The organism is Chromobacterium haemolyticum (assembly GCF_002081825.1).
Taxonomy (GTDB): domain Bacteria; phylum Pseudomonadota; class Gammaproteobacteria; order Burkholderiales; family Chromobacteriaceae; genus Chromobacterium; species Chromobacterium fluminis.
In genome coordinates this window covers 27785-50775 of sequence record NZ_MUKU01000009.1, presented here as the reverse complement: position 1 = coordinate 50775, position 22991 = coordinate 27785, and the positions used below count along the sequence as shown (strand labels likewise).

The window sequence follows — 22991 nt, the reverse complement described above, 5'->3', positions numbered from 1 at the left end:
ATGCACACGTGGTACATGAGCATTTTGAGCTTGTACTCACCGTGTAACGCTTCACGACGCGCAGCAGATCGTAAACAGGTTCTGAGCGGTCTTGCCAAGGGGGCAGCAACATGACACCAATTTCTACCGGGTCCGAATGGACCTTTGACCTGGTCAACGAGTACGACCGGCAAATACGCACCATCGCGGTGGACGAGTTCAAGCTGGATGTCTATCCCAATCAGCTGGAAGTCATCACCGCCGAGCAGATGATGGACGCCTACGCCTCGGTGGGCATGCCGGTCAATTATCACCACTGGAGCTACGGCAAGCATTTCGTCGCCACCGAGAAAAGCTATAAGCGCGGCCAGATGGGCCTGGCTTACGAGATCGTGATCAATTCCAACCCCTGCATCGCCTATCTGATGGAAGAAAACTCCATGACGATGCAGGCCCTGGTGATCGCCCACGCTGCTTACGGCCACAACAGCTTTTTCAAGGGCAACTACCTGTTCCGGGCCTGGACCGACGCCTCGGCCATCATCGACTATCTGGTGTTCGCCAAGAGCTATATCACCAAGTGCGAGGAGCGCTACGGCATAGACGCGGTGGAGGACCTGCTGGACAGCTGTCACGCACTGATGAATTACGGCGTGGACCGCTACAAACGGCCGCAGAAGCTGTCGCTGGCCAAGGAGCAGGCGCGCCAGGAAGAGCGCGAGCAATACCTGCAAATGCAGGTCAACGACCTGTGGCGCACTATTCCCAAGCGCGACAAGGACGGCAGCGACAAGGCGCCGCCGCGCTTTCCGCCGGAGCCGCAGGAAAACCTGCTCTACTTCATCGAAAAATCCGCGCCGCTGCTGGAGCCCTGGCAGCGCGAGGTGGTGCGCATCGTGCGCAAGGTGGCGCAGTATTTCTACCCGCAGCGTCAGACTCAGGTGATGAACGAGGGTTGGGCCACGTTCTGGCACTACACCATCCTCAATCGTCTGTACGACAAAGGCATGGTCACCGATGGTTTCATGATGGAGTTTTTGCAGAGCCACACCAATGTGGTGTATCAGCCGCCGGTGACGGCGCGTTGGTACAACGGCATCAACCCGTACGCGCTGGGCTTTTCCATGTATCAGGACATCAAGCGCATCTGCGAGGCCCCCACCGACGAGGACCGCGCCTGGTTCCCGGACCTGGCCGGCACACCGTGGCGCGAGTCCCTGGAGTTCGCGATGAAGAACTTCAAGGACGAGAGCTTTATCTCGCAGTATCTGTCGCCCAAGCTGATTCGTGATTTCCGCCTGTTCTCCATCCGCGACGACGACCACGACGACAAGCTGGAAGTGTCTGCCATCCACGACGAGATGGGCTATCGAGACATTCGCGGCAAGCTGGCCGAGCAGTACAACTTGGGCTCGCGCGAGCCCAATATCCAGGTGTGGTCGGTCAATGTGCGCGGCGACCGCAGCATGGTGTTGCGCCACACCATGCACAACCGGCGGCCGCTGGACGACAATAGCGCCAACGAAGTGCTCAAGCACGTGTGCCGGTTGTGGGGCTTCGACGTGAGGCTGGAGAGCGTGGACGGCAATGGCGAGGTCAAGCAGAGTTACGAGATGAAATCCAATATGGAAGGCGCGCGCGTGTAGCGGCGGCGGCCTGTGATATAGTCGCAAACCCGGGGCCGGCGTCGCCGCCCCGGGTTTTTCATGCCGCCGGCGGATGCAACTTTCCCTCCCGGCCGCTCTCGAATTCCTATTTCGATTGCAAGCCGCCGCCAAGAGCCGGCTCAAATTTGCGAGCCGGCTTTCGTCGCGCCATGCGCCGCCGGCGCACAGCGGACGTTGAATCAGCGGTCACAAGGGAGACGATATGGACCATCAGCATTGCGATCATCCAGCGCCGGAGCGCGAACCCAAGGTGGGCGTGGAGCGGTTGCGGCCGTTCGACAAAGAGGCGTTTGAGCGCGCGGTGACTGATTTGCTGACCGCCTGCGGCTTTCAGCCGCAAGGCGATCCGCATCTGGGCAGGACCGCGGAGCGGGTCAGCGCGTTCTGGCGCGACCGCCTGCTGGACGGCTACGCCGCCGATCCCAGCGAGGTGCTGGGCTGCGGCTTTGAAGACAACTCCCGCGAGATGGTCATCATCAGCAATATCTCCATCCACAGTCTGTGCCCGCATCATCTGGTGCCGTTCGAGGGCATTGCCCACGTCGCCTACATTCCGGGCGGGCGGCTGCACGGCTTCGGCCGCATCGCGCGCTTGATCGACGTGATCTCGCATCGTTTGAATTACCAGGAATGGATTTGCCAGGAGGTGGCAGACGTTTTGGTGCGGCACGGCATGGCCAAGGGCGCGGCCTGTGTGATCCAAGCCAAGCAGATGTGCTTGCAGCTGGGGGAAAACCGGCGCGGCGCGGAGGCCGTGATCACTCAGGGCTTCGCCGGAGAAGTGAGCGAGGCCGACCGCACGCGTTTTCTCAGCGAGTGCAAGCAGGCCTCGCACCGCTGAGCGTTTAGTCTGGGTGCGGGTGGGGCAAGGGCACGAACGCCCGCAAGGCATGTTCCTGGCTGCTCAGCTCCGCCAGCCGCACGCCGTAAACCGCTTCCAGTGTTTCCCGCTGCATGATCTCCGCCGTGGGCCCGAAGCCTGCGGCGCGTCCTTCGTTCAACAGCAGCACATTGTCGGCGTGGCGCAGTGCCAGGTTCAGATCGTGCACCACCGCCAGCGCGCCGATATTCAGTTCGCGGCAGATGCGGGCCACTTGCGCCAGCAGCGCGTCCGCCATCGCGAAGTCCAGCGCGGCGGTGGGTTCGTCCAGCAGTAGATAGCGTTCCGCGTCCGCAGAAGCCAGTAACTGGCACAGCGCGCGCGCCAGGTGAGCGCGTTGCTGTTCGCCGCCGGACAGCGTGCGAGCCTGGCGTTGCGCCAGTTCCTCGGTACAGCTCAGTTCCATCGCCCGGCGGCAGGCATCGGCGGCATCGCCTAGCAGATAGGCGCCGGACTGGATCAGCTCCAACGTGCTCCAGCCGGCCGGCGTCAACGGATTTTGCTCCACCACCGCGCGTTGGCGGGCCAGTTCCGCGGCGGATTGGCCGCGCAGCGGCCGGCCGGCCATCCACACCTCGCCGGCGCTGGGGGGGTACAAGCCGGCCAGCATGCCCAGCAAGCTGCTTTTGCCGGCCCCGTTGGGGCCTAGCACTATATTGAGTTCGCCCGGCGCCACGCGCAGGGACACCGACTCCACCAAGAGGCGGCCCTGGCGGGAGAGGCTGACGGCGCGCGCTTCAAGCATGGCTGTCCTTTTCCGCGCTTTGCCGCAGCAGCCACAGGAAGAACGGCGCGCCTATCAGGCTGGTGATCACGCCCACCGGCAGCTCGCTGGGCGCCAGCAGGCTGCGCGCCAGCCAGTCGGAGGCGATGGCCAGCAGCGCGCCCAGCATGGGCGCAATCCACAGCAGCCGGCGCGCGTTGCCGCCCACCAGCTGGCGAGCCAGGTGCGGGCCCATCAGGCCGATAAAGCCTATCATGCCGCAGGCGGACACCACCAAGCCGGCGGCCAGAGCGGCTAGAACCACCACCTGCCATTCGCGGCGGCGGACTTCGAAACCCAGGTGAAAGGCGGCGGTCTCGCCCAATTGCAGCGCGTTGAGAAAGCGCCATTGCCGGTGCAGCGCCAGCCAAACCAGCGGCGCGGCCGCGCACAGCAAGACGGTTTGCGGCCAGTCCACGCTGGCGAAGCTGCCCATCAGCCAGAAAATCACCACGCGCAAGGAGCCGTCGGGCAGGGTGGTGATCAGCAAGGTCAGCAGGCTGCCCAGCAAGGAGCTGATGGCGAGACCGCTGAGGATCAGCCGGCTGCCGCCTTGTTGAGTCTGGCCCAGCAGGCGGATCAGCAATAAGGAAGACAGGCCGCCGGCGAAGGCGGACGCGGACACCGCGTAGAGGCCGGCGCCCAGGCTCAGCGCGGCGGCGGCGGCCAGCGCCGCGCCGCTATTGATGCCGATCAGGCCGGGCTCGGCCAGTGGATTGCGGAAACGCGCTTGCACCGCCGCGCCGGCGCTGGCCAGCAAGGCGCCGGCGCTGGCGCTGGCCAGCAGGCGCGGCAGACGCAATTCCAGCAGCAGCTGCCATTCCAGTTCCGGCGGCGGATGGCCGGCCAGCAGAAGGGCCGCGTCAATGCCGCTGCCGTGCAGCAATGAAACCAAGGAGAGCAGGATCAGGCCGATGGAGAGGCCCAGAGTCAGGGGGAGAAGGCGCATGGGAAGGAGGCGGGGAGAGGGCTCCTCGCCGGTGCTCAGCGCAGGCCCAGCACGTCCTGCATATCGAACAGGCCGTGCGGTTTGCCGGCCAGCCAGCGCGCGGCGCGCACCGCACCATTGGCGAAGGTGGCGCGGCTGGAGGCCTTGTGGCTGATTTCGACGCGCTCGCCGATGGCGGCGAACAAGGCGGTGTGGTCGCCGACCACGTCGCCGCCGCGCACGGTGGCGAAGCCTATGGTTTGCGGATCGCGTTCGCCGGTCACGCCTTCGCGGCCGTAGACGGCGCATTCGTTCAGGTCGCGGCCCAGCGCGTCGGCGATCACCTCGCCCATGCGCAGGGCGGTGCCGGACGGCGCGTCCACTTTATGGCGGTGGTGGGCTTCGATGATTTCGATGTCGTAACCGTCGTTCAGCACCCGCGCCGCCATGTCCAGCAGCTTGAAGGTAAGGTTGACGCCCACGCTGAAATTGGCGGCGAACACGATGCCGATCTTGTCGCCGGCGGCGCGGATCGCCGCCTTGCCGGCCTCGTCGAAGCCGGTGGTGCCGATGATCATCCGCACGCCGCGCTCGGCGCAGGCGGCCAGGTGTTCCAGCGTGCCTTCCGGGCGGGTGAAGTCGATGACGGCATCGGCGCCTTCCAGCGCCAGGAGGAAGTCGCCGCTAATCTTGACGCCGGTGTGCTGGCCAATGAACAGCCCGGCGTCCTGGCCGATGAATTCCGAACCGGGGCGGTCCACCGCGGCGTGCAGCGCCACGCCAGGCGCGGCCAGCGCCGCTTCTATCAGGGTCTTGCCCATGCGGCCGCCGGCGCCGACGATCACCAGTTTTAGCGGGGTGGCGCTCATGGCTTGACTTCCTGAGCCGGCGCGGAGGCGGTCAGCGGCGGGCGTTCGGCCGGTTGCGCCTGGCCTTCCACGCGCTCCAGCACGTCGCCGTTGAAGTAGACGGTTAGCAGGCGATTGCTGTTTTTGTCCAGCTTGCCCTGCTTGATGTCGCTATAGGTGTAATCCCAGCGATTAGCGTGAAACGCGTCAGCCAGTAGCGGAGAACCCAACAGGAAACGCACTTGCGAGCGGGTCATGCCCGGTTTAAGTTTGGCGACGGCATCCTCTGTGACATAATTGCCCTGCTGGATTTCCATCTTGTGCGGGCTGAGCCAGTTCAGGGGGTTCATCGAACTGCAGCCGGAGAGGGCAATGACGGCGGCAAAAATCAGGGCGCGCATGATACTCCGTGACCGAATAGTTATAAGGCGGTAATTAGGCAAAGCCGTGAAAAGGCTTTATCATGATCTGAAATCGACCCACTTTATATCACGATGAGCAAAGCCAGTCACCTTAAAGATATCGGCCTCAAGGCCACCGGCCCGCGTCTGAAAATCCTCGATTTGTTCGAAGAGGAGAACGCTGGTCACATGTCGGCGGAAGATGTCTATCGCAAGCTGCTTGCGGAAAATATCGACATCGGCCTTGCCACCATTTACCGTGTGCTGACGCAGTTCGAGCAAGCGGGCATTTTGGTGCGCCACCATTTTGAAACCGGCAAAGCGGTATACGAGCTGAACCAGGGCGGCCATCATGATCATATGGTGTGCGTCAGCTGCGGCAAGGTGGTCGAGTTCTTCGATCCTGAGATCGAAGCGCTGCAAGACCGCATCGCCGAGCAACACGGCTTCCGCATCGTCGATCACGCGCTGTACATGTACGGCGAGTGCCCGGACTGCCTCAACGCCAAAAAGGCATGATTCCCTGGCTCGGTCCTGAGCCGGTTTTCCCTCCGGTGCGGCTGGCTCTGCGCGAACCCAACGGTTTGCTGGCCGCTGGAGGCGATTTATCCCCGCAGCGCATCCTGGCTGCTTACTCCCAAGGCATCTTTCCCTGGTTTTCCGAAGGCGAGCCTATCTTGTGGTGGTCGCCGGCGCCGCGCATGGTGCTGTGTCCGGACGAGCTGAAAGTCAGCCGTTCCATGGACAAAGTGCTGCGCAACCAGTCCTATGAAATCCGCGTGGACACTGCGTTTCGCGAGGTGATGTCGGCCTGCGCCGAACCCAGAACCCAGCAGCAGGGCACTTGGATCGTTCCGGAGATGGTGGACGCGTATTGCCGTCTGCACCGCTTGGGTTACGCGCACTCCTTCGAGACCTGGATAGACGGCGAACTGGCCGGCGGCCTGTACGGCATTGGTCTGGGTCTGATGTTCTACGGTGAATCCATGTTTTCCCGTTGCAGCAACGCGTCCAAACTGGCCTTCATCCACATGGTGCGCCATCTGCGCGCGCAGGGGGTGACGATGATAGATTGCCAGATGCACACCCGTCATTTGCAAAGCTTGGGCGCCAAGTTGGTTTCGCGTCAGACATTTCTTGCTACTCTGAAAGAGAATGCCCGACGGGCGCAGCCCGCCGCGATGTGGAACTACCGGTATACCAATGAGCCATCGTGATCCCGGCCCGACAGTGGCCATCCATTTCTACGCCACCGCGCCCTATCCGTGCAGCTATCTGGCGGGGCGTCAGGCGCGCTCGCAAGTGGCGATCCCGGCGGAGGCGATCGATGGCGAGGTCTACAGCCAACTGGTGAAGCTGGGCTTTCGCCGCAGCGGCCTGTATACCTACCGGCCTTATTGCGACAGTTGCCAGGCCTGCGTGCCGGTGCGGATTCCGGTGGAGCGCTTCGCGCCCAGTCGTACCCAGCGCAAGGTGGCGCGTCGGCTGGAGGCGATGCAGGTGCGCCTGCTGCCGTTGGAGTTCAACGCCGAGCACTATGCCTTGTACCGCTGGTATCAACAGTCGCGGCACGCCGGCGGCGGCATGTCGGACGACGATCCGCAGCAGTACTCGGAGTTCATTCTGAAAAGCGGAGTGGACAGCATGCTGGCGGAGTTTCGCCTGGAGGGCGAGTTGAAGATGGTCAGCCTGATCGATCGCCTGTCCGATGGCCTGTCCGCGGTGTACACCTTCTACGATCCGGACGACGCCAAGTCCAGCCTGGGCGTGTTCAATGTCTTGTGGCAGGCGGAGCTGACGCAGCGGCTGGGGCTGCCGCACTTATATCTGGGCTATTGGATACGCGAATGCCAAAAGATGTCCTACAAGGCGATGTATCAGCCCTTGCAGGCTTTGATGGATGGGCGCTGGGTAGAGTTGTCCAGGCCGCGGGACGAGTGAGCGGCACCCAATGAAAAAGCCGGCGTGAGCGCCGGCTTTTTCATTGCTGACGCGGTCCGCGTCAGAGCCTGTTCAAGGCCTGCGAGTCGAAGACGTGCGACGGCGGGCCTTGAGCGGATGCTTAGAACGGCACCACGCGGTCGTTGCCGCCGCCGGTCAGCACGCGCACGCGCTGGTTGGCGGAGAACGGAATGTCGGCTTCCTGAACGATGGAGATCATGCGACCGGAACCGTCCAGCTTGACGGTGATTTCCAGCGCGTTCTTGTTCAAGCCGCGCTGCGCGGCCTGAGCGCCGAAGCCGCCGGCCAGCGCGCCGATGATGCCGCCTGCGATCTGGCCTTTGCCGCCGCCGATATTGCTGCCGGCCAGGCCGCCCAGCGCGGCGCCGCCCAAGGTCAGCAGCTCATTGTTGCTGCCTTCCATTTTCACGTTCTGAACCGATACCACGGTGCCCAGTTGCACGGTCTGCGCCTGGCGCATCTGGCCCTTGGAATAGACGGCCGCGGAGTCGGAGGTGGCGCAGCCGGTGAGCACGCCGGCGCTCAGCAGCGCGACGGCGGAAAGACGAATCAGTTGTTTTGCGTTCATATGAGTGAGTCCCATGTTATATAAGCGAGCCGGTTTGCCCCGGGATGGTCGCCGCGGGCCTGTCGCCGGGCTTCCTGAGGCAGGGCCCGTGTGCGGCCGCGCGTGCTGTTGTTCAGGGTTTGGCGCGCGCTGCGATCGCATTCGCGCATTCGGCCACCAGCGCCGGGCCTCGGTAGATCAGGCCGCTGTAGACTTGAACCAGGCTGGCGCCGGCATCCCGTTTTTCCACGGCGTCCCGCCCGGACAGGATGCCGCCAACTCCTATGATAGGCAGAGCGCCGTCAAGTTCCTTGGCTAATTTGCGAATAACTGTTGTCGAACGGTCTTTGACCGGCGCGCCGGACAGGCCGCCGGCTTGCTCCGCCAGCGGATGGCCGGCCACCGCCTCGCGCGACAACGTGGTGTTGGTGGCGATGACGCCGTCGATGCGGTGTTCGGTCAGCAGGCGGGCGATGGCGACGATCTGATCGTCGTCCAGATCCGGGGCGATCTTCAGCGCCAGCGGCACGTGGCGGCCGTGTTTGTCGGCCAGCGCTTGCTGGCGTTGCTTCAATTGCGCCAGCAGCCGGCCCAGTTCGTCGCCCTCCTGCAGCTGGCGCAGGTTCTTGGTGTTGGGCGAGGAGATGTTGACGGCGACATAGCTGGCGTAGGCGTAGACCTTGTCCAGGCAGGCCAGGTAGTCGTCGGCGGCGTTTTCTATCGGGGTGGCGGCGTTCTTGCCGATATTGATGCCGAGCACGCCCTGGAATTTGCAGCGGCGCACATTGTCCAGCAGGGTGTCCACGCCCAGATTGTTGAAGCCCATGCGGTTGATGATGGCCTGGTGCTCCGGCAGGCGGAACAGCCGCGGCTTGGGGTTGCCGGCCTGGGGGCGGGGGGTGACGGTGCCGATTTCGATGAAGCCGAAACCCAGCGCGGCCAAGGCGTCGATATGCGCTCCATTCTTGTCCAGCCCGGCGGCGAGTCCCACCGCGTTGGGGAAGGTCAGGCCCATGGCTTGCACCGGTTTGCGCGCGGCGTTTTGGCAGGTCAGCGCACTCAGGCGCAGCTTGTGCGCCTGGTCCAGCATGGCCAGCGTCTGTTCATGGGCGGTCTCTGCGTCAAAGCGGAACAGCAGCGGGCGCAGAAGCGAATAGAGCATCTTGATTCTCCAGGCAGCAAAATGCCCGGCATTATAACCGGGCATGCGTGAGAGGGGATTAAAGAATCTGGCAGGCTTCGTCGAACTCGAAGCGCGGCGAACGCGGGTAGAGCTTGTCGGCGGCGCCGTAGCCCAGGTTGACCAGGAAGTTGGATTTGAAGCGGCCGTCCGGGAAGAAGGCCTGGTCCACCGCGGCGTTGTCGAAGCCGGACATTGGGCCGCAGTCCAGCCCCAAGGAGCGCGCGGCCAGCAACAGGTAGCCGCCTTGCAGGCTGCTGTTGCGCGCGGCGGTGGCCTGGATCGCCGCGTCGTTGCCTTCAAACCAGCTTCTGGCGTCGGCGTGCGGGTAGAGCTTGGGCAGGTGCTCGTAGAAGCGCATGTCCTGGGCCACGATCACGCAGACCGGCGCGGCCATGGTTTTTTCGACGTTGCCTTCGGCCAGGCAGGGCTTGAGCTTGGCCTTGGCGGCGTCGCTTTGCACGAAGATGAAGCGAGCCGGCGAACAGTTGGCGCTGGTGGGCGCCATTTTCAGCAGGTCGAACAGTTGGTGCAGCGTTTCGGCGGTGACCGGACGGTCTTGCCAGTGGCTGTGGGTGCGGGCGTTGAGGAACAGCTGTTCCAGCGCGGAATGATGAATCGGGGTGCTCATATCGTGCTCCTCTTGAGAAACAGGGGTGTTAGCGGCCATTGGCCATGGATGCGTCTTGCGGCGACAGCACTTCGGCGTCGCTCAGCCCGCTCGCCAATACGGTGATGGCGACGCGGCGGTTGCTGGCGCGGCCGTCGGCGGTGGCGTTGTCGCCCACCGGCAGGTTGGCTCCGCGGCCCACCGCCACCAGCCGTTCCGGCTTGATGCCGTTTTCCTGGAACAGGCGAACCACGCTGCCGGCGCGCGAGGCGGACAGTTCCCAGTTGGATGGGAAATAGGAATTGCGGATGGGCACGGTGTCCGTGAAGCCTTCCACCCGGATCGGGTTGTCCACCTTGGCCAGTTGCAGCGCCATATTGGCCATCAGCTGGCGCGACTGCTCGTTGGGCTGCGCCTGCCCTGTGGGAAAGAGCGCGGTGTCGCGGATGTCGATGGTGACGCCCTTGCTGCTGTGCGTGATGGTAACCTGGCCGCTCTTGACCAGCGGGTCCATCACCTTGGCCAGATCCTGGGTCAGGTTGGCGAGCCGGGTTTTTTCATCGCCTTGGGCCGAGCCGGTATTGGCTTTTTTCTCGGCCTGATGCTCTCCCTTGACCGCCTTGGCGATGGGCTTGGTCTCGGGGATTTCTATCATGGTGTTGGCCCCGCCGCTGGGCGGGGTGGTGTTGACGCTGATGGTGGTGCCGGAACGGAAGGCGTCCACGATGGCGGAGGAGAGCACGCGGTATTTGCCCTCGTTGACCGAGGAGATCGCGTACATCACCACGAAGAAGGCGAACAGCAGGGTGATGAAGTCGGCGTAGGAAACCAGCCAACGTTCATGGTTTTCGTGCTCTTCTTCTTGTCGTTTTCTTCTGCGCGCCATGGTATGCCTTGCCGATTGATCAGAACAGCTTGGTGTCGAACAGACTCTTCACGCCGCCGGCGAACTCCACGCCAATCTTGCGCGCCACGCGGCTGGACAGGTCGTCTTGCTGAGTATAGTCGACGGTTTTCTCCGCCTTGATCACGTCGCGCGCCACCGAGCGCACCGTGCCCAGGCCGTCGGCCAGTCCCAGCGGGATGCTCTTGTCGCCCAGCCACACCATGCCGGAGAACAGTTGTGGATCGTTGGCCAGGCGCTGGCCGCGTCCGGCCTTGACCGCCGCGATGAACTGCTGGTGGATGTCGTCCAGCAATTGTTGACGGATGGCTTCTTGCTTGGGGTTGACCGGGGAGAAGGGGTCGCCCATCGCCTTATTCTCGCCGGAGGTGCGGAGGCGGCGGTCAACACCCAGTTTTTCCATGGCGCCGGTGAAGCCGAAACCATCGGACAGCACGCCGATGGAGCCTACGATGCTGGCTTTGTCGACGAAGATCTTGTCGGCGGCGGAGGCGATGTAATAGCAGCCGGAGGCGCAAACTTCGCTGACCACCACGTAGACCGGCACCGCCGGATGCAGCTTCTTCTGGCGGCGGATCTCGTCATAGGCCATGCCGGACAGCGCCGGGCTGCCGCCCGGGCTGTTGGCGTCGATGATGATGCCCTTGGTGCCCTTGTCGCCGAAGGCGTCTGTCAGCGCCTGGCTCAGTTTGTTGGCGGTGTCGCTCTGGCTGTCGATTACGCCTTCCAGCGTGATGACGGCGGTGTGCCCGGAGCCTACGAGGCCGGCGGTGGCCTTGTCCTCGTTGCGCATGAACAGGCTGAACAGGATGAAGCCGATGATGATCAGCCAGATCATGCGGAAGAAAATCTTCCATTGGCGGGCGCGGCGCTGTTCCACCAGCGCGGCGCTGGCCAGTTTTTCCAGCAATTGGCGTTCCCAATGGTTGGAGGTGTCGCTCATGTGTGGTGCTCCCTGAATAATTCCAGGAGTCTAGCAAAGTTCACGACGGCATGACATTGATGCAGATATTGCCGTCCTGTTCGAAGACGGGCACGGCGGCCAACCGTTGGCCGCGACAGGGGCCGGAGACGCAATAGCCGGTGTGCGCTTCGTAACAGGCGCCGTGCATGCTGCACACCAGATAATGGCCGCTGAGGTCGAAGACTTCGCCGTCGCGCAAATCCAGCTCCACCGGGATGTGGCGGCAGGCGTTGACGTAGGCGTAGACCCTGCCGCGGTAGCGCACGACGAAGGCGGGCAGGGGCGGCGCGCCGTCCGTCTGTGCTATCTCGAAGCGCCAGGCGCGGCCGCCCTCCTGCAGTTCGGCCGCGGCGCAGATTATCCGAGTTTCGGCAGCAGCCATGCCTGCAGCTCGGCGTAGGAGTGGAACAGCGCCAGCGGCCCGCAGCTTTCCAGTTGCTCGCTGTCATGGGCGCCGAAGCTGACGCCCACGCCGTGGCAGCCGGCGTTGCCGGCCATCAGCAAGTCGTGGCTGGTGTCGCCTATCATCAGCGTGCGGCGCGGGTCCGCGCCCAGCGTCTCGGTCAGCGACAGCAGCATGTCCGGGTGCGGCTTGGAATGGCATTCATCCACGGTGCGGGTGGCGTGGAACAGCGGGCCAAGCCCGGTTTGTTCCAGCAGGCGGTTGAGGCCGGCGCGGCTGTTGCCGGTGGCTACCGCCAGAAAAGCGCCGCTGTCGGCGACGGCGTTCAGGCACTCCACGGCGCCGTCGAACAGGGTTACTTGATGCTGGTTGGCGTGGTAATGATGGCGGAAGGCTTCGGTCAGGCGCGGCAACTGCTCGGGGGAGGCGGCCGGACAGGCCTGTTGCAGCGCCTCCGCCAGGCGCAGGCCGATGACGTGGCTGGCCTGTTCGCGGCTGGGAACGGGTAGGGACAGGTCGGCGCAAGCTTGCTGGATGGACTGGCTGATGTGGGCGGTGGAGTCCATCAAGGTGCCGTCCCAGTCGAAAACGACCAGATCGAAGCGAGTGTTCATCTCAAGACCTCAAGATTTTCAGGAAGCGCTCCAGTTCCGGCGGCAGCGGCGCTTCCAGTTTCAACGGCTCGCCGGTCAGCGGGTGGGGCAGGGACAGGCTGCGCGCGTGCAGGAACATGCGCTTCAGGCCGCGTTTTGCCAGTTCCTTGTTCAGCGCGAAGTCGCCATACTTCTCGTCGCCGGCGATCGCGCAGCCGTTGGCCTGCATGTGCACGCGGATCTGATGGGTGCGACCGGTGCGCAGGTGGGCTTCCACCAGAGTGAACTCGGTAAAACGTTCCTTGACCGCGAAATTGGTGTGCGCGTACTGGCCGTTTTCGGCGTCGCTGACTCGCACGCGGCGTTCGCCGTCCGGGGTGTGGAACTTGAACAGCGGCAGCTTGACCTGGCGCGCGTCGTCCGGCCACTGGCCTAGGCCCAGCGCCAGATAGCGTTTGTCCGGCACGTTGGCGCGCATCATGTCGTGCAGCTTGGTCAGCGCGGAGCGCTTTTTGGCCAGCATCAGGAGGCCGGAGGTTTCGCGGTCCAGCCGGTGCACCAGTTCCAGGTAGCGCCAGTCCGGGTACGCCTGGCGCAGCTGTTCGATCACGCCGAAGGATACGCCGCTTCCGCCGTGCACCGCCACGCCGGCAGGTTTGTCTATTACTAGCAGCGCGTTGTCCTCATACACTACCGGGAAGGTGGCGGCGGGCACGTTCTTTTCCGCGCGCTCGGCCACGCGGATGGGCGGAATGCGCAACTCGTCGCCGGCCTGCACGCGGTAGGCGGCTTCGATGCGGCCCTTGTTCACCCTCACCTCGCCGGAGCGCAGGATGCGGTAGATATGGCTTTTGGGCACGCCCTTGAGCAAACGCACCAGGTAGTTGTCGATGCGTTGGCCGGCGTCGCCGTCGTCCACTTGGACGAAGGAGACGGAATCTTTGCGAATGTCTGTCATATTGCTTATACTTCTGGCGCTGTCCCAAGGTGTGTTGCACCAAGATGACGGCGAAATGTCAAGCCAAGGTCACGGTATGTTGCGTGGCGCTGCTGCAAGAGGTTAGAGACGGCCGGCAGGGATTTACAGACCCTGACCTGATGCCGCTCGCGACGTTTGCAGCCAAGGTTAACTCGCTCACCGAAAAGCAGCGATGGTAATGCATTTGTACGCATAACGCACTCACGAGTATTCCATTTCCTGATGCTAAGCCAGTCAGGAAATTTTGCAGCGAAGTTTGACCCGGCATGCTAGCTCCCCTGTACTGTATGTCCTGCCCTTTGAGGCAGGCCGGCGATCCCGGAGCGCCAATTGCGCACATGAGTCAGGTCTGCGTGTGATCGATTTTCAGGAAGTAGGCTTGTCAAAACTGTTTTTTTCGATCTTTACATCGACACTTCTTTCGGAAAGCGCCCATCAATAGTCACTGGGCCGTCAAATACTGGCTGCATCCCTTGCGTGAGTGCCGCGCAAGGAATGTAAATGAAACGCATGTTGTTCAACGCAACGCAGGCTGAAGAGCTTCGCGTTGCCATTGTCGACGGGCAGAAGCTCGTCGACCTCGATATCGAGACTGTAGGCAAAGAGCAGCGCAAGGGGAATATCTATAAGGGTGTGATTACCCGTATCGAGCCCTCCCTTGAGGCTTGTTTTGTCGATTACGGCACCGAACGCCACGGCTTCCTGCCGTTCAAAGAGGTGTCCCGTTCCTATTTCCAGGGCTATGACGGCGGCCGTCCGCGCATTCAGGATGTGCTGCGCGAAGGCATGGAAGTCATCGTGCAGGTGGAGAAGGACGAGCGCGGCAACAAGGGCGCGGCGCTGACCACCTATATCAGCCTGGCCGGTCGTTACCTGGTGCTGATGCCCAACAACCCGCGAGGCGGCGGCGTGTCGCGCCGCATTGAGGGCGAGGAGCGTCAGGAGCTGAAGGACCTGCTGTCGCAGCTGGAAGTGCCGCACGGCATGAGCCTGATCGCTCGTACCGCCGGTATTGGCCGCAACCTGGAAGAACTGCAGTGGGATCTGGGTTACCTGATGCAGCTGTGGCGCGCGATTGAAGGCGCGGCCGGCGCTCAGAACGCGCCGTTCCTGATTCTACAGGAAGGCAGCCTGGTGATCCGCGCGATCCGCGACTATTTCCATCCGGACATCGGCGAAGTGCTGATCGACACCGAGGAAATCTACGATCAGGCCCGTCAGTTCATGAGTCATGTGATGCCTAACATGCTGTCGCGTGTGAAGCTGTATAAGGATCATGTGCCGCTGTTCTCCCGCTTCCAGATCGAGCACCAGATCGAAACCGCCTTTGCGCGCAGCGTGCAGCTGCCGTCCGGCGGCGCCATCGTGATCGACCACACCGAAGCGCTGGTGTCCATCGACGTCAACTCCGCGCGCGCCACCAAGGGCGCCGACATCGAAGACACCGCGGTCAAGACCAACCTGGAGGCGGCCGAGGAAATCGCCCGCCAACTGCGCTTGCGCGACCTGGGCGGCCTGGTGGTGATCGACTTCATCGATATGGAAAGCGCCAAGAACCAGCGCGACGTGGAAAACCGTCTGCGCGACGTGCTCAAGCACGACCGCGCTCGCGTCCAAATGGGCAAGCTGTCCCGTTTCGGCCTGCTGGAATTGTCGCGTCAGCGTCTGCAGCCCAGCTTGGGCGAGACCAGCCACGAGACCTGCCCGCGCTGTCACGGCATCGGCTTCATCCGCGGCACCGAGTCCTCCGCGCTGCACATCCTGCGCATTCTCCAGGAAGAGGCGATGAAGGAGAACACCGGCGCGGTTCACGCGCAGGTGCCGGTGGACGTGGCCACCTTCTTGCTCAACGAAAAGCGTTCCGAGATTCATTCGATCGAAGAGCGTCTGGACGTGGACGTGGTGCTGATTCCGAACATCCATCTGGAAACCCCGCATTACAAGATCGTGCGCGTGCGTCACGACGACCTGGCCGAAGCCGGCGAAGGGCCGAGCTACAAGCGGGTGGAAGTGCAGGAAGAAGACGTAATCACCAACTTCGGCCATGAAAAGCCGAAGCTGGAGCGCCAGGAGGCCGCGGTGAAGGGTATTACCCCGCAGCAGCCGGCGCCGGCGCCAACGGTGGTGGTTAAGGCGGCCGAGTCGGAGCCTGGCTTGTTTGGCAAGCTGGGCGCTTGGGTCAAGAGCCTGTTCGCCGAGCCGGAGCAAGCGGCTCAACCGGTGGAGAAGAAAAAGCCGGCGGCCCAGTCGCAGCAGCGCGGCAACCGCCAGCGCAACGGCGAACGTCGCCCGGGCGGTCAGGCGCGCCGCGAACACGAGCAGCGCCGCCAGGGTGCTGACGAGGTCAAGCCGCGTCGTCCCGAGCGCGCCGAACGAGGCGAGCGCCAGGACGGCGAGCGTCAGGAGCGTCCGGAACGCAAGGAACCGGCGCAACGCGAAGAGCGCCAGGAGCGCGGCGAGCAGCCGCGCAACGGTCGCCGCCGCGAGCGTGAAAACAGCCGCGAAGGTCGTGAAGGCCGCGAGCCGCGCGAACTGAAGGACGTGCAGCGTCAGCAGCCGGCACGCGAGGAAGCGCCGCAAGAGCGTCCGGAAAAGTTGGAGAAGCAGGAGCGTCCGCAGCAGGAGCCGCGTCGTCGTCAGGCGCCGCAGGCGGAAGAGCCGGCTTTGGAGCTGAACAAGCCGGCGGCCGACGAGGTTCGCGCCGAGGGCGACGCCGAGCAGCAGGAGCGCAATGAGCGCCGTCGCCGTCGCAGTCGTCGCGATCGTCGTCGCGACGATCCGTCCGCTGCGCCGCAGGAAGAGGGTGCTGCTCTGCCGGTGGCGGAAGCTGCGCCGGCTGTGGCCGCGGTTGTTGTCGGCGCGGTAGCGGCCGAAGTCGCCGTAGACGCAGTGGCGGAAACGATTCCGGCCGCGGCGCCTGAAGCTCCGGTGATTGAGCCGGTTGTTGAGTCCGCTGTTGCCGAAACGGCGCAGCCGGTGCGGGAAGCGTTTGAAGTGGAGGCCGTGGCCCCGGCGCTTGAGTCCGCTGCGGCGGCTGAGCCGGAATTGCCGGTGCTCGAAGCGGTTCCGGCAGTTGAAGTCGCTCCGCTTGTCGAGGCCGCTCCGGCGCTTGAAGTGGCTGTGGTGGTGGAGGCTGTCGAGGCGTTTGCCGCGGCGGAGCCGACGCTTGCGCAGGAACCGGTTGCCCTTGCCGCGCAGAGCGAGCCGGAGCAGCTGGATCAAGCTGAGCCGGCGGTCGAAGCGCCGGCGGTGATCGAAACCCGCGCCGTGGCCGCGGCGGAACCGGCAAGCCTGGGTGGTCTGGTCATGGTGTCCACCAAGTCGGCGGTCGAGGCGCCCGCTGTGCAGGAACCGGTGATGCCGGCTGGGCCGCGTCGTCGCGACGTGGCTCGTCAGGCTCAGCAGGGGGCTGCCCCGGCGGAGTTGGTGCAGGTGGAAACCCGCAATCCTTGAGCGCGGTTTGAGGCCCGGGGCGCAGGCATTTTGCGCTCCGGGTATTGACGCTGCCTTGGTGCTTGGTTAATATACCCCTCTCTCGCAAGAGATGTTCCCTGATAGCTCAGTTGGTAGAGCGACGGACTGTTAATCCGCAGGTCGCAGGTTCGAGCCCTGCTCGGGGAGCCAGAATTCAAAGGCCACGCATTGCGTGGCCTTTTTCCATTTCCGCGCGTCCGTCGCGGCCTTTCCCTGTTTCTCGTCGCTCCGGCGCGCCTGTCCCGATTGATTGCGCTAAGAACGTGTTTACGATCTCGCGAGCAAGAGCGAGATAAGGCGGAAACGACTGAAGAAGCGGAATGTACATACGGTATATGAGCATTCTGAGGTCTTTTCCAGCGCCGTATCGTCGCAGATCGTAAACAGGTTCTAAGCAATTTTAACAGTTTGCTTCCCATTCCATTCGTCATATAACACAAGCAGATGACAAGTTGGCCGCCTCTGGCGCGCTTGAGTGCGGCCGTTTTGGTCTGTGCGGCGCGTCGAGCAGTGCGGCGCGAGGAGCTTGGGTGGCGGAATCTCTGGTGGGCGAAGACAGTGTGCTGGATGAGGCGGAACGGCTGTTGTCCGATGTGCTGGAGGCGGTTCCGGTGGGATTGGCGCTGATCGACGGCCAGATGCGTTATCGGCTGCTCAACCAGCGTTTGGCGGAGGCCAACGGCTTGCCGCGCTCCGCTCATTTGGGGCGCAGCGTGGCGGAAATGTTGCCGCGGATCGGCGAGTATTTGGAATCGCTGATGAGGCAGGTCATGGCGAGTGGCGAGCCGGTGCTCGATTTTTGCGTCAACTCCAAGGTGGGGCTGGACGACAGGGGCGCGTTGAGGGAGTGGCAGATCAGCTATCTGCCGTATCGCTCATTGGCGGGCGAGGTGGTGGGGGTGGTGGCCGTGGTTCGAGATGTGGCGGCGGAGCGGCGCGCCGAACGTCTGCGCGGCGAGGGCGAGGCCCGATTGCGCATGGTAGTGGATTCCGCCTTGGACGGGCTGGTGATGATAGATCAGGGCGGGCGCATTCTGATGGCGAATCATCGGGCCGAGGCGATGTTCGATTACCTGGGTGTCGGCATGGAAGGCGTCATGATTTCCAGCCTGGTGCCGGAGCGGTTTCGCGATGGTCATGGGCGGCTGATCGAGAATTACATGTGCCGGCCGGAGGCGCGAGAGATGGCGCGTCAGCAGGAGATTTTCGGGGTGAGGCGCGACGGCGGCGAGTTTCCGGCGGAAATCGGCCTGACCCCGGTGCGCGACGGCGGCGAGCTGCAGGTATTGGCCACCATTACCGACATCAGCGCGCGCAAAGCGGCTCAGGCCAGTTTGGAGCTGGCTTTGAAGGAAAAGACCGCCCTGCTCAACGAAGTGCATCACCGGGTCAAAAACAATCTGCAAGTCATTTCCAGTCTGCTCAATCTGCAAACGCGCTCTGCGCCGCCGGAGGCGGTGGCGGTGTTGACCGAGTGTCAGAATCATGTGCGCGCGATGGCGCTGATCCATCAGCTGCTATACGAGCATGGCGACTTTTCCCGTATCCATGTGGGGGTTTATCTGGAGCGTCTGACTCAGTTGCTCAGCGGCAGTGTGTCGGATGGCGGCGTGCGTCTGCGCTGCCGCGGCATGGGCGCGGCGGTCTATTTGGGCATGCAGCGGGCGATTCCCTGCGGCTTGCTGGTGAACGAGCTGGTGACCAATGCGCTCAAGCACGCGTTTCCCGATCGGCGCGGCACGGTGGAGGTGGCGCTGGAGCGGGAGGAGGATGGGTGCTGCCGGATCCTGGTGTCGGACGATGGCGTCGGCATTCCGGAGTCGGTGAAGTTGGGCGAGGTGAGTTCCTTGGGCTTTCGTCTGATTCCCATCCTGGTGGGGCAACTGAAGGGCGAGGTGCGCCTATTGCGGCCTGGGGCGGGTGGCGCTTGCGTGGAGATCTCGTTCAGCGATGAGCCGGAGAGCGCGGAATGAATGTGGGCAACGGTTTGTTGATTGTCGAGGACGAGGGCGTGGTGGCGCTGGATTTGCAGACCAGTCTGGAGTCTTTGGGCTACCGGGTGCTTGGCGTCTGCGCCAATGCGGATGACGCTGTGCGACGGGCGGAGGCGGATCGGCCGGATCTGGTGCTGATGGATATTCACTTGGACGGCGATGTGCCGGGCACCGAGGCGGCGCGCGTGATACGCGAGCGTTTTCAGATTCCATCCATCTTTCTGACCGCTTACGCCGAGGACGATATGTTGCGCAACGCGGAAGTCAGCGCCCCGTACGGCTATTTGTTGAAGCCTTATCAGTTGCGCGAACTGAATGCCTCGGTGCGTATGGGATTGGCGCGGCGCAGGGCGGAGGTGGAGGAGCAGCGGCAGCGTCGTCGTTTGCGCATGGCGGTGGAGGCGGCCCGTTTGGGGGTGTGGGAATGGGGTGGCCGGCGCGGCGAGATGGCGTGGGAAGAAGAGTTTCAGGACGTGTTTCCATTCTCCGCTCCGGAGAGTGGACGGCCAGGCTTGTTGGGCATGGCCGAGGTCGAGGCTGTGGAACTGGCACGGGATTTGGAGTTTGGGCGGACCTTGCAGAAAACGGTGGAAATCAACGCGGAGGGCGGGGTGCGATGGGTTGAGTTGTGTGGGCGCAATTTTGCCGCCGAAGGCGAGCCGGCTCGTTGGGTGGGGGTGGCGCGGGACGTGACGGAGGCGTATCTGAGCGAAGTCAGTCTGCGGCAGGCCAGTGTGGTGTTCCAGGCTAGCGCGGAAGGCATTCTGGTGCTGGATCATGGGCGCCGCATTGTGTCTGCGAACGAATCCTTTTACCGCTTGACGGGTTTGAGCGCGGAGGAGGCCTTGGGGGGAGATCCGGACGTCTGTCTGCATGTGGAGCCGCATGGAGAGGGTTTTTACCGCCGTTTGGAAGATGAGAGGCATTTTTGGCAGGGCGAGGTGATGTGCCGTCGCCGGAGCGGGGCTTTTCCCTGTTGGCAGCATGCGTCGGTGGTGCGGGACGTCGAGGGGAGGGTAAGTCACTACGTGCTGGCGATCTCCGATATTTCGGCGATCCGCGCGGCGGAGGCGCATATTCATTTCCTGGCCTATCACGATCAGTTGACCGGCTTGGGTAATCGCCATTTTCTGCAGGTGGAACTGGACAAGGAGATTATCAGGGCCAAGCGTCGCAATGAATGCATTGCGCTGCTGTTCATTGATCTGGACGGGTTTAAGGCGGTGAACGATGGTTGGGGGCATGAGGCGGGCGATGTGCTGCTGGTGGCGATGGCGGAGCGTCTGCGGCAGCATGTGCGCGGAGAGGATTTGGTGGTGCGGCTGGGTGGGGATGAGTTTTTGGTGGTGGCGCCGGGTTTGGATCGGGAAGCGTCCTGCGGCGTCATGGTGCGGCGCTTGTTGACGGTATTGGCGTTGCCGGTGGCCTTGAGCGGAGGAGAGTGCTCGGTGTCGGCCAGCATCGGGGTGGCGTTTTTTCCGGAAAACGGCGGCGATCTGGGTGGTCTGCTGCATGCGGCAGACAGGGCGATGTACGAGGCCAAGCGAGCGGGGAAAAACGAGTTCAGGATGGCGGCTGAATAATATTCGAACCGTAAAGAATAAAAGCCGAAATCTTTCGATTTCGGCTTTTATATTTGGTGGAGATAAGCGGGATCGAACCGCTGACCTCTTGCATGCCATGCAAGCGCTCTCCCAGCTGAGCTATACCCCCAGTATTGCTGGCGTCCCCACGGGGATTCGAACCCCGGTTACCGCCGTGAAAGGGCGATGTCCTAGGCCTCTAGACGATGGGGACTGAATTGTGGTGGAGATAAGCGGGATCGAACCGCTGACCTCTTGCATGCCATGCAAGCGCTCTCCCAGCTGAGCTATACCCCCACGTATTGTCTTGCCTATTCCCGGCTTGTTTCGTCCGGTCGGTCTCGACAGGAAGCGAACTATACCTAGGCTTTTCAGGCTGTGCAAGGCTTTTCTAAAAATATTTCCCCAGACGGCTGTGGGGGGGAAGGCCAAGGGGGGGAAGGCGCCGGTTTTTCATGCCATTGGTTTGGGTGGGTGCGGCGCGTGCGCAGACTACGCCATGCCGGCGAGGGACAAAGGCCCGATTTCCTGGGAAAAATCAGTTTTTTCCTATTCCAAGCCATTGGGGTGGTGGAGATAGAATATTCAAAGAAAAACAATTTGAGTCCCGTATTAGCGTAAAGAGTTAATACCGGATGGTATTAAAGCCCGATTCAAATCGATGGCTAATGATGGATGGCATAGACATGAGAATTGAAAAACAACGGTTGGCCGGAGTTTGGAACGGAAGCGAAAGTCCGGTAAAGCTTTAGGAGGCGTGCATGCATAAAAAAGTGTTGATCAACGAGGAGTTGCTGGATTCCTGTTCGGACCAGGCGCTGAAGGACGCGGCGGTTTTTCTGTTGAATACGCTGACCGACCGCATTCAGCTGCGCCAACAAAAAGGGATAGAAGAAATTGAGCGGCTGGCGATGGCTTACGGTTTGATTCTGCCCAAGCTTTATGCCAAGAACGGCGTAACGCCCAAGTACCAGAACCCGGCGATGCCGCACCAGACTTGGTCCGGTCGAGGCCGCCCGCCGGTGTGGTTGGTGGAGGCTGAAGCGAGGGGGGAGGACCGGGAACGCTTCGTGATCAAGAGCCAGAAGAAGTTGCAGGTCTAGCAAGGCGGAGAGCCGGCCGTTGTCGCGCCGCGCCCCCTGCTGGCGCGCGTCGGCGGGCTTGTGCGCCGGTTCAAAGGTTCGCGAGCGAGGGCGAGACCAGGCGATAACGGCTGAGAACGCCGAATGGTCAAGCGGTACATGAGCATTTCGAAGCCGGTTTCAACGCCCTTTATCTATCCATCCCGCTGACGCGCAGCAGACTTTGAACAGGCACTAAGACCCGCTAACAAAACCCCTGATCCTGCGTTGCGCCTCCTTGTCGTACTACTCGTACTGCCGGCGTCGGCGCGCCTTGGCTCAGGTTCTCTGCGAGGTTTTGTTAGCGGCTCTAAGGCTCAAGATGCTCCAGACGCATGCGCGCCCGCGCATCGCGTTCCGCTTGCCGCCGCCGGCTTTGCAGCGTGGTGGCGACAAAGTCCAGATGTTGTTCCACCGCTTGCTGCGCGGCGTCCGGCCGTTTGTCGCGAATGGCTTCCCAGATGGCCAGATGCTGCGCGCGCAGCGCGTCCGCCACTTCTCCCACAGCGAACAAATCAGCGATATTGTCCTTGACGTGCCGGTGCAGCATGGCGAGCAAGCTGCCGCTTAAATGGGCGAACAGCGCATTGTGCGAGGCTTCCGCCACGGCTTGGTGAAAGCGCACGTCGGCCTGGGCTTGCTGAGTCAAGTCGCCGCCGTCGTAGGCGTCCTGCAATTGGCTCACGCAATGTTCCAGCCTCAGCAAATCGGCCGGCGTGGCTCGGTTGGCCGCGCCGCGCGCCGCCGCGCCTTCCAGTACCCGCCGGAATTCGAGCAAATCGCCGTGCAAATCCTGATGTTGGTTCAGCAGTTTTTCCCAAGGGTCGGAAAACGCGGTTTCCAGCCGGTCCGTCACCCAAGTGCCGCCGCCCTGGCGGCTGCTGAGCAGGCCGCGCGACGCCAGTTGCTGTATCGCTTCGCGAAGCGAGGGGCGGGACACGCCGAACTCTTCGGCTAGCTGCCGTTCCGGCGGCAGGCGATCCCCCGGTTTGAGCACGCCGTCCAGAATGCGCTTTTCCAGTTGTTCGACGATGACGTCGGAGAGTTTGGGGATGTTCAGTTTGGGATAGGCCATGGCGCTGGGCTTGTCGGTTCGGAAAAATTGGTCAGACCAGAGTGAGTGCAGCTTACCACAGCCGGTGCGGGAATCCGCGTCGTCATATTGACGGACTCAAGCAATCACTCTAGAGTTGTTTTAATAAAAATAATTG

General features: G+C 62.8%; 22 protein-coding genes and 4 tRNA genes. 10 read left to right on the top strand and 16 right to left on the bottom strand.

Annotation, left to right across the window (positions count from 1 at the left end; all coding sequences use genetic code 11):
- The first annotated feature begins 110 nt into the window (after window positions 1-110).
- Together B0T39_RS08600 and folE are read left to right on the top strand one after the other, a co-directional pair.
- Window positions 111-1625, top strand: coding sequence for a SpoVR family protein (locus B0T39_RS08600; protein WP_081545716.1), 1515 nt, complete (start codon window positions 111-113; stop codon window positions 1623-1625).
- Between the two features lie 223 nt (window positions 1626-1848).
- Window positions 1849-2487, top strand: a complete 639-nt coding sequence (gene folE, locus B0T39_RS08595; protein WP_081545714.1) for a GTP cyclohydrolase I FolE — start codon at window positions 1849-1851, stop codon at window positions 2485-2487.
- A 4-nt stretch (window positions 2488-2491) separates the two neighbouring features.
- Here the strand turns inward: folE and B0T39_RS08590 are convergent, their stop codons facing one another.
- The 4 genes from B0T39_RS08590 to B0T39_RS08575 are packed head-to-tail and all read right to left on the bottom strand — an operon-like array spanning window position 2492 to window position 5466.
- Window positions 2492-3271 carry an ABC transporter ATP-binding protein gene (locus B0T39_RS08590; protein ID WP_081545713.1) on the bottom strand — a complete coding sequence of 260 codons (780 nt, stop codon included), beginning with the start codon at window positions 3269-3271 and terminating at the stop codon, window positions 2492-2494.
- On the bottom strand, window positions 3264-4238 hold the full coding sequence (locus B0T39_RS08585; RefSeq protein ID WP_081545712.1) for a FecCD family ABC transporter permease: 975 nt from the start codon (window positions 4236-4238) through the stop codon (window positions 3264-3266). Before B0T39_RS08585 ends, B0T39_RS08590 begins: the two co-directional genes overlap by 8 nt.
- A gap of 35 nt (window positions 4239-4273) precedes the next feature.
- On the bottom strand, window positions 4274-5086 hold the full coding sequence (gene dapB, locus B0T39_RS08580; protein WP_081545711.1) for a 4-hydroxy-tetrahydrodipicolinate reductase: 813 nt from the start codon (window positions 5084-5086) through the stop codon (window positions 4274-4276).
- Window positions 5083-5466, bottom strand: coding sequence for an outer membrane protein assembly factor BamE (locus B0T39_RS08575; RefSeq protein ID WP_081545710.1), 384 nt, complete (start codon window positions 5464-5466; stop codon window positions 5083-5085). The genes dapB and B0T39_RS08575 overlap by 4 nt, the downstream gene beginning before the upstream one ends.
- 93 nt (window positions 5467-5559) lie before the next feature.
- On the opposite strand from B0T39_RS08575, the gene fur reads away from it, so the two are divergent.
- Genes fur through B0T39_RS08560 form a run of 3 tightly spaced genes read left to right on the top strand, consistent with a single transcriptional unit; the run spans window position 5560 to window position 7407 of the window.
- A complete protein-coding gene (fur, locus tag B0T39_RS08570; RefSeq protein WP_048409204.1) occupies window positions 5560-5985 on the top strand; it encodes a ferric iron uptake transcriptional regulator in 426 nt (141 codons plus the stop codon).
- Window positions 5982-6683, top strand: coding sequence for a leucyl/phenylalanyl-tRNA--protein transferase (gene aat / locus B0T39_RS08565; RefSeq protein ID WP_081545709.1), 702 nt, complete (start codon window positions 5982-5984; stop codon window positions 6681-6683). Before fur ends, aat begins: the two co-directional genes overlap by 4 nt.
- On the top strand, window positions 6670-7407 hold the full coding sequence (locus tag B0T39_RS08560; protein ID WP_081545708.1) for an arginyltransferase: 738 nt from the start codon (window positions 6670-6672) through the stop codon (window positions 7405-7407). Before aat ends, B0T39_RS08560 begins: the two co-directional genes overlap by 14 nt.
- 121 nt (window positions 7408-7528) lie before the next feature.
- Here the strand turns inward: B0T39_RS08560 and B0T39_RS08555 are convergent, their stop codons facing one another.
- From B0T39_RS08555 to B0T39_RS08520, 8 genes are all read right to left on the bottom strand, one after another.
- On the bottom strand, window positions 7529-7996 hold the full coding sequence (locus B0T39_RS08555) for a glycine zipper 2TM domain-containing protein (RefSeq protein WP_176219525.1): 468 nt from the start codon (window positions 7994-7996) through the stop codon (window positions 7529-7531).
- Between the two features lie 112 nt (window positions 7997-8108).
- Window positions 8109-9137: a quinone-dependent dihydroorotate dehydrogenase gene (locus B0T39_RS08550; protein WP_081545706.1), complete on the bottom strand. Its 1029-nt coding sequence runs from the start codon at window positions 9135-9137 to the stop codon at window positions 8109-8111.
- A gap of 58 nt (window positions 9138-9195) precedes the next feature.
- Window positions 9196-9786, bottom strand: a complete 591-nt coding sequence (locus tag B0T39_RS08545) for a malonic semialdehyde reductase (protein ID WP_081545705.1) — start codon at window positions 9784-9786, stop codon at window positions 9196-9198.
- 28 nt (window positions 9787-9814) lie between these two features.
- On the bottom strand, window positions 9815-10651 hold the full coding sequence (motD, locus tag B0T39_RS08540) for a flagellar motor protein MotD (protein ID WP_081545704.1): 837 nt from the start codon (window positions 10649-10651) through the stop codon (window positions 9815-9817).
- A gap of 19 nt (window positions 10652-10670) precedes the next feature.
- On the bottom strand, window positions 10671-11612 hold the full coding sequence (locus tag B0T39_RS08535; protein WP_081545703.1) for a S49 family peptidase: 942 nt from the start codon (window positions 11610-11612) through the stop codon (window positions 10671-10673).
- 40 nt (window positions 11613-11652) lie between these two features.
- Window positions 11653-12015, bottom strand: a complete 363-nt coding sequence (locus B0T39_RS08530; protein ID WP_081545702.1) for a Rieske (2Fe-2S) protein — start codon at window positions 12013-12015, stop codon at window positions 11653-11655.
- Window positions 11991-12650, bottom strand: a complete 660-nt coding sequence (locus B0T39_RS08525; protein ID WP_081545701.1) for an HAD-IA family hydrolase — start codon at window positions 12648-12650, stop codon at window positions 11991-11993. Before B0T39_RS08525 ends, B0T39_RS08530 begins: the two co-directional genes overlap by 25 nt.
- A gap of 1 nt (window position 12651) precedes the next feature.
- A complete protein-coding gene (locus tag B0T39_RS08520) occupies window positions 12652-13587 on the bottom strand; it encodes an RluA family pseudouridine synthase (protein ID WP_081545700.1) in 936 nt (311 codons plus the stop codon).
- A 522-nt stretch (window positions 13588-14109) separates the two neighbouring features.
- On the opposite strand from B0T39_RS08520, the gene B0T39_RS08515 reads away from it, so the two are divergent.
- The 4 genes from B0T39_RS08515 to B0T39_RS08500 all read left to right on the top strand — a co-directional run bounded on the left by B0T39_RS08515 (window position 14110) and on the right by B0T39_RS08500 (window position 20659).
- Entirely contained in the window at window positions 14110-17061 is a 2952-nt protein-coding gene (locus tag B0T39_RS08515; protein WP_081545699.1) for an Rne/Rng family ribonuclease, read from the top strand.
- Window positions 17062-17156: 95 nt separating this feature from the next.
- Window positions 17157-17232: transfer RNA gene (locus tag B0T39_RS08510), tRNA-Asn, on the top strand.
- Between the two features lie 380 nt (window positions 17233-17612).
- A complete protein-coding gene (locus B0T39_RS08505) occupies window positions 17613-19055 on the top strand; it encodes a sensor histidine kinase (protein ID WP_141111138.1) in 1443 nt (480 codons plus the stop codon).
- On the top strand, window positions 19052-20659 hold the full coding sequence (locus B0T39_RS08500) for a diguanylate cyclase domain-containing protein (RefSeq protein WP_081545697.1): 1608 nt from the start codon (window positions 19052-19054) through the stop codon (window positions 20657-20659). Before B0T39_RS08505 ends, B0T39_RS08500 begins: the two co-directional genes overlap by 4 nt.
- Before the next feature lie 54 nt (window positions 20660-20713).
- Here B0T39_RS08500 and B0T39_RS08495 read toward each other — a convergent pair.
- From B0T39_RS08495 to B0T39_RS08485, 3 genes are all read right to left on the bottom strand, one after another.
- Window positions 20714-20789 (bottom strand) — tRNA-Ala (locus tag B0T39_RS08495).
- A gap of 8 nt (window positions 20790-20797) precedes the next feature.
- A tRNA-Glu gene (locus tag B0T39_RS08490) sits at window positions 20798-20873 on the bottom strand.
- 7 nt (window positions 20874-20880) lie between these two features.
- Window positions 20881-20956, bottom strand: a tRNA-Ala gene (locus B0T39_RS08485).
- Window positions 20957-21420: 464 nt separating this feature from the next.
- On the opposite strand from B0T39_RS08485, the gene B0T39_RS08480 reads away from it, so the two are divergent.
- Window positions 21421-21762: an H-NS histone family protein gene (locus B0T39_RS08480; RefSeq protein ID WP_019101516.1), complete on the top strand. Its 342-nt coding sequence runs from the start codon at window positions 21421-21423 to the stop codon at window positions 21760-21762.
- 328 nt (window positions 21763-22090) lie between these two features.
- Here B0T39_RS08480 and B0T39_RS08475 read toward each other — a convergent pair whose 3' ends face one another.
- The gene (locus B0T39_RS08475; protein WP_081545696.1) at window positions 22091-22855 is read right to left on the bottom strand and encodes an FCD domain-containing protein; all 765 of its coding nucleotides are present in this window, start codon (window positions 22853-22855) and stop codon (window positions 22091-22093) included.
- Window positions 22856-22991 lie beyond the last annotated feature (136 nt).

Excerpts from the sequence above, each read along its gene's own strand:
- B0T39_RS08600 (WP_081545716.1), top strand. The coding sequence starts at position 111 with ATGACACCAATTTCTACCGGGTCCGAATGGACCTTTGACCTGGTCAAC.
- folE (WP_081545714.1), top strand. The coding sequence starts at position 1,849 with ATGGACCATCAGCATTGCGATCATCCAGCGCCGGAGCGCGAACCCAAG.
- B0T39_RS08590 (WP_081545713.1), bottom strand. The coding sequence starts at position 3,271 with ATGCTTGAAGCGCGCGCCGTCAGCCTCTCCCGCCAGGGCCGCCTCTTG.
- B0T39_RS08585 (WP_081545712.1), bottom strand. The coding sequence starts at position 4,238 with ATGCGCCTTCTCCCCCTGACTCTGGGCCTCTCCATCGGCCTGATCCTG.
- dapB (WP_081545711.1), bottom strand. The coding sequence starts at position 5,086 with ATGAGCGCCACCCCGCTAAAACTGGTGATCGTCGGCGCCGGCGGCCGC.
- B0T39_RS08575 (WP_081545710.1), bottom strand. The coding sequence starts at position 5,466 with ATGCGCGCCCTGATTTTTGCCGCCGTCATTGCCCTCTCCGGCTGCAGT.
- fur (WP_048409204.1), top strand. The coding sequence starts at position 5,560 with ATGAGCAAAGCCAGTCACCTTAAAGATATCGGCCTCAAGGCCACCGGC.
- aat (WP_081545709.1), top strand. The coding sequence starts at position 5,982 with ATGATTCCCTGGCTCGGTCCTGAGCCGGTTTTCCCTCCGGTGCGGCTG.
- B0T39_RS08560 (WP_081545708.1), top strand. The coding sequence starts at position 6,670 with ATGAGCCATCGTGATCCCGGCCCGACAGTGGCCATCCATTTCTACGCC.
- B0T39_RS08555 (WP_176219525.1), bottom strand. The coding sequence starts at position 7,996 with ATGAACGCAAAACAACTGATTCGTCTTTCCGCCGTCGCGCTGCTGAGC.
- B0T39_RS08550 (WP_081545706.1), bottom strand. The coding sequence starts at position 9,137 with ATGCTCTATTCGCTTCTGCGCCCGCTGCTGTTCCGCTTTGACGCAGAG.
- B0T39_RS08545 (WP_081545705.1), bottom strand. The coding sequence starts at position 9,786 with ATGAGCACCCCGATTCATCATTCCGCGCTGGAACAGCTGTTCCTCAAC.
- motD (WP_081545704.1), bottom strand. The coding sequence starts at position 10,651 with ATGGCGCGCAGAAGAAAACGACAAGAAGAAGAGCACGAAAACCATGAA.
- B0T39_RS08535 (WP_081545703.1), bottom strand. The coding sequence starts at position 11,612 with ATGAGCGACACCTCCAACCATTGGGAACGCCAATTGCTGGAAAAACTG.
- B0T39_RS08530 (WP_081545702.1), bottom strand. The coding sequence starts at position 12,015 with ATGGCTGCTGCCGAAACTCGGATAATCTGCGCCGCGGCCGAACTGCAG.
- B0T39_RS08525 (WP_081545701.1), bottom strand. The coding sequence starts at position 12,650 with ATGAACACTCGCTTCGATCTGGTCGTTTTCGACTGGGACGGCACCTTG.
- B0T39_RS08520 (WP_081545700.1), bottom strand. The coding sequence starts at position 13,587 with ATGACAGACATTCGCAAAGATTCCGTCTCCTTCGTCCAAGTGGACGAC.
- B0T39_RS08515 (WP_081545699.1), top strand. The coding sequence starts at position 14,110 with ATGAAACGCATGTTGTTCAACGCAACGCAGGCTGAAGAGCTTCGCGTT.
- B0T39_RS08500 (WP_081545697.1), top strand. The coding sequence starts at position 19,052 with ATGAATGTGGGCAACGGTTTGTTGATTGTCGAGGACGAGGGCGTGGTG.
- B0T39_RS08480 (WP_019101516.1), top strand. The coding sequence starts at position 21,421 with ATGCATAAAAAAGTGTTGATCAACGAGGAGTTGCTGGATTCCTGTTCG.
- B0T39_RS08475 (WP_081545696.1), bottom strand. The coding sequence starts at position 22,855 with ATGGCCTATCCCAAACTGAACATCCCCAAACTCTCCGACGTCATCGTC.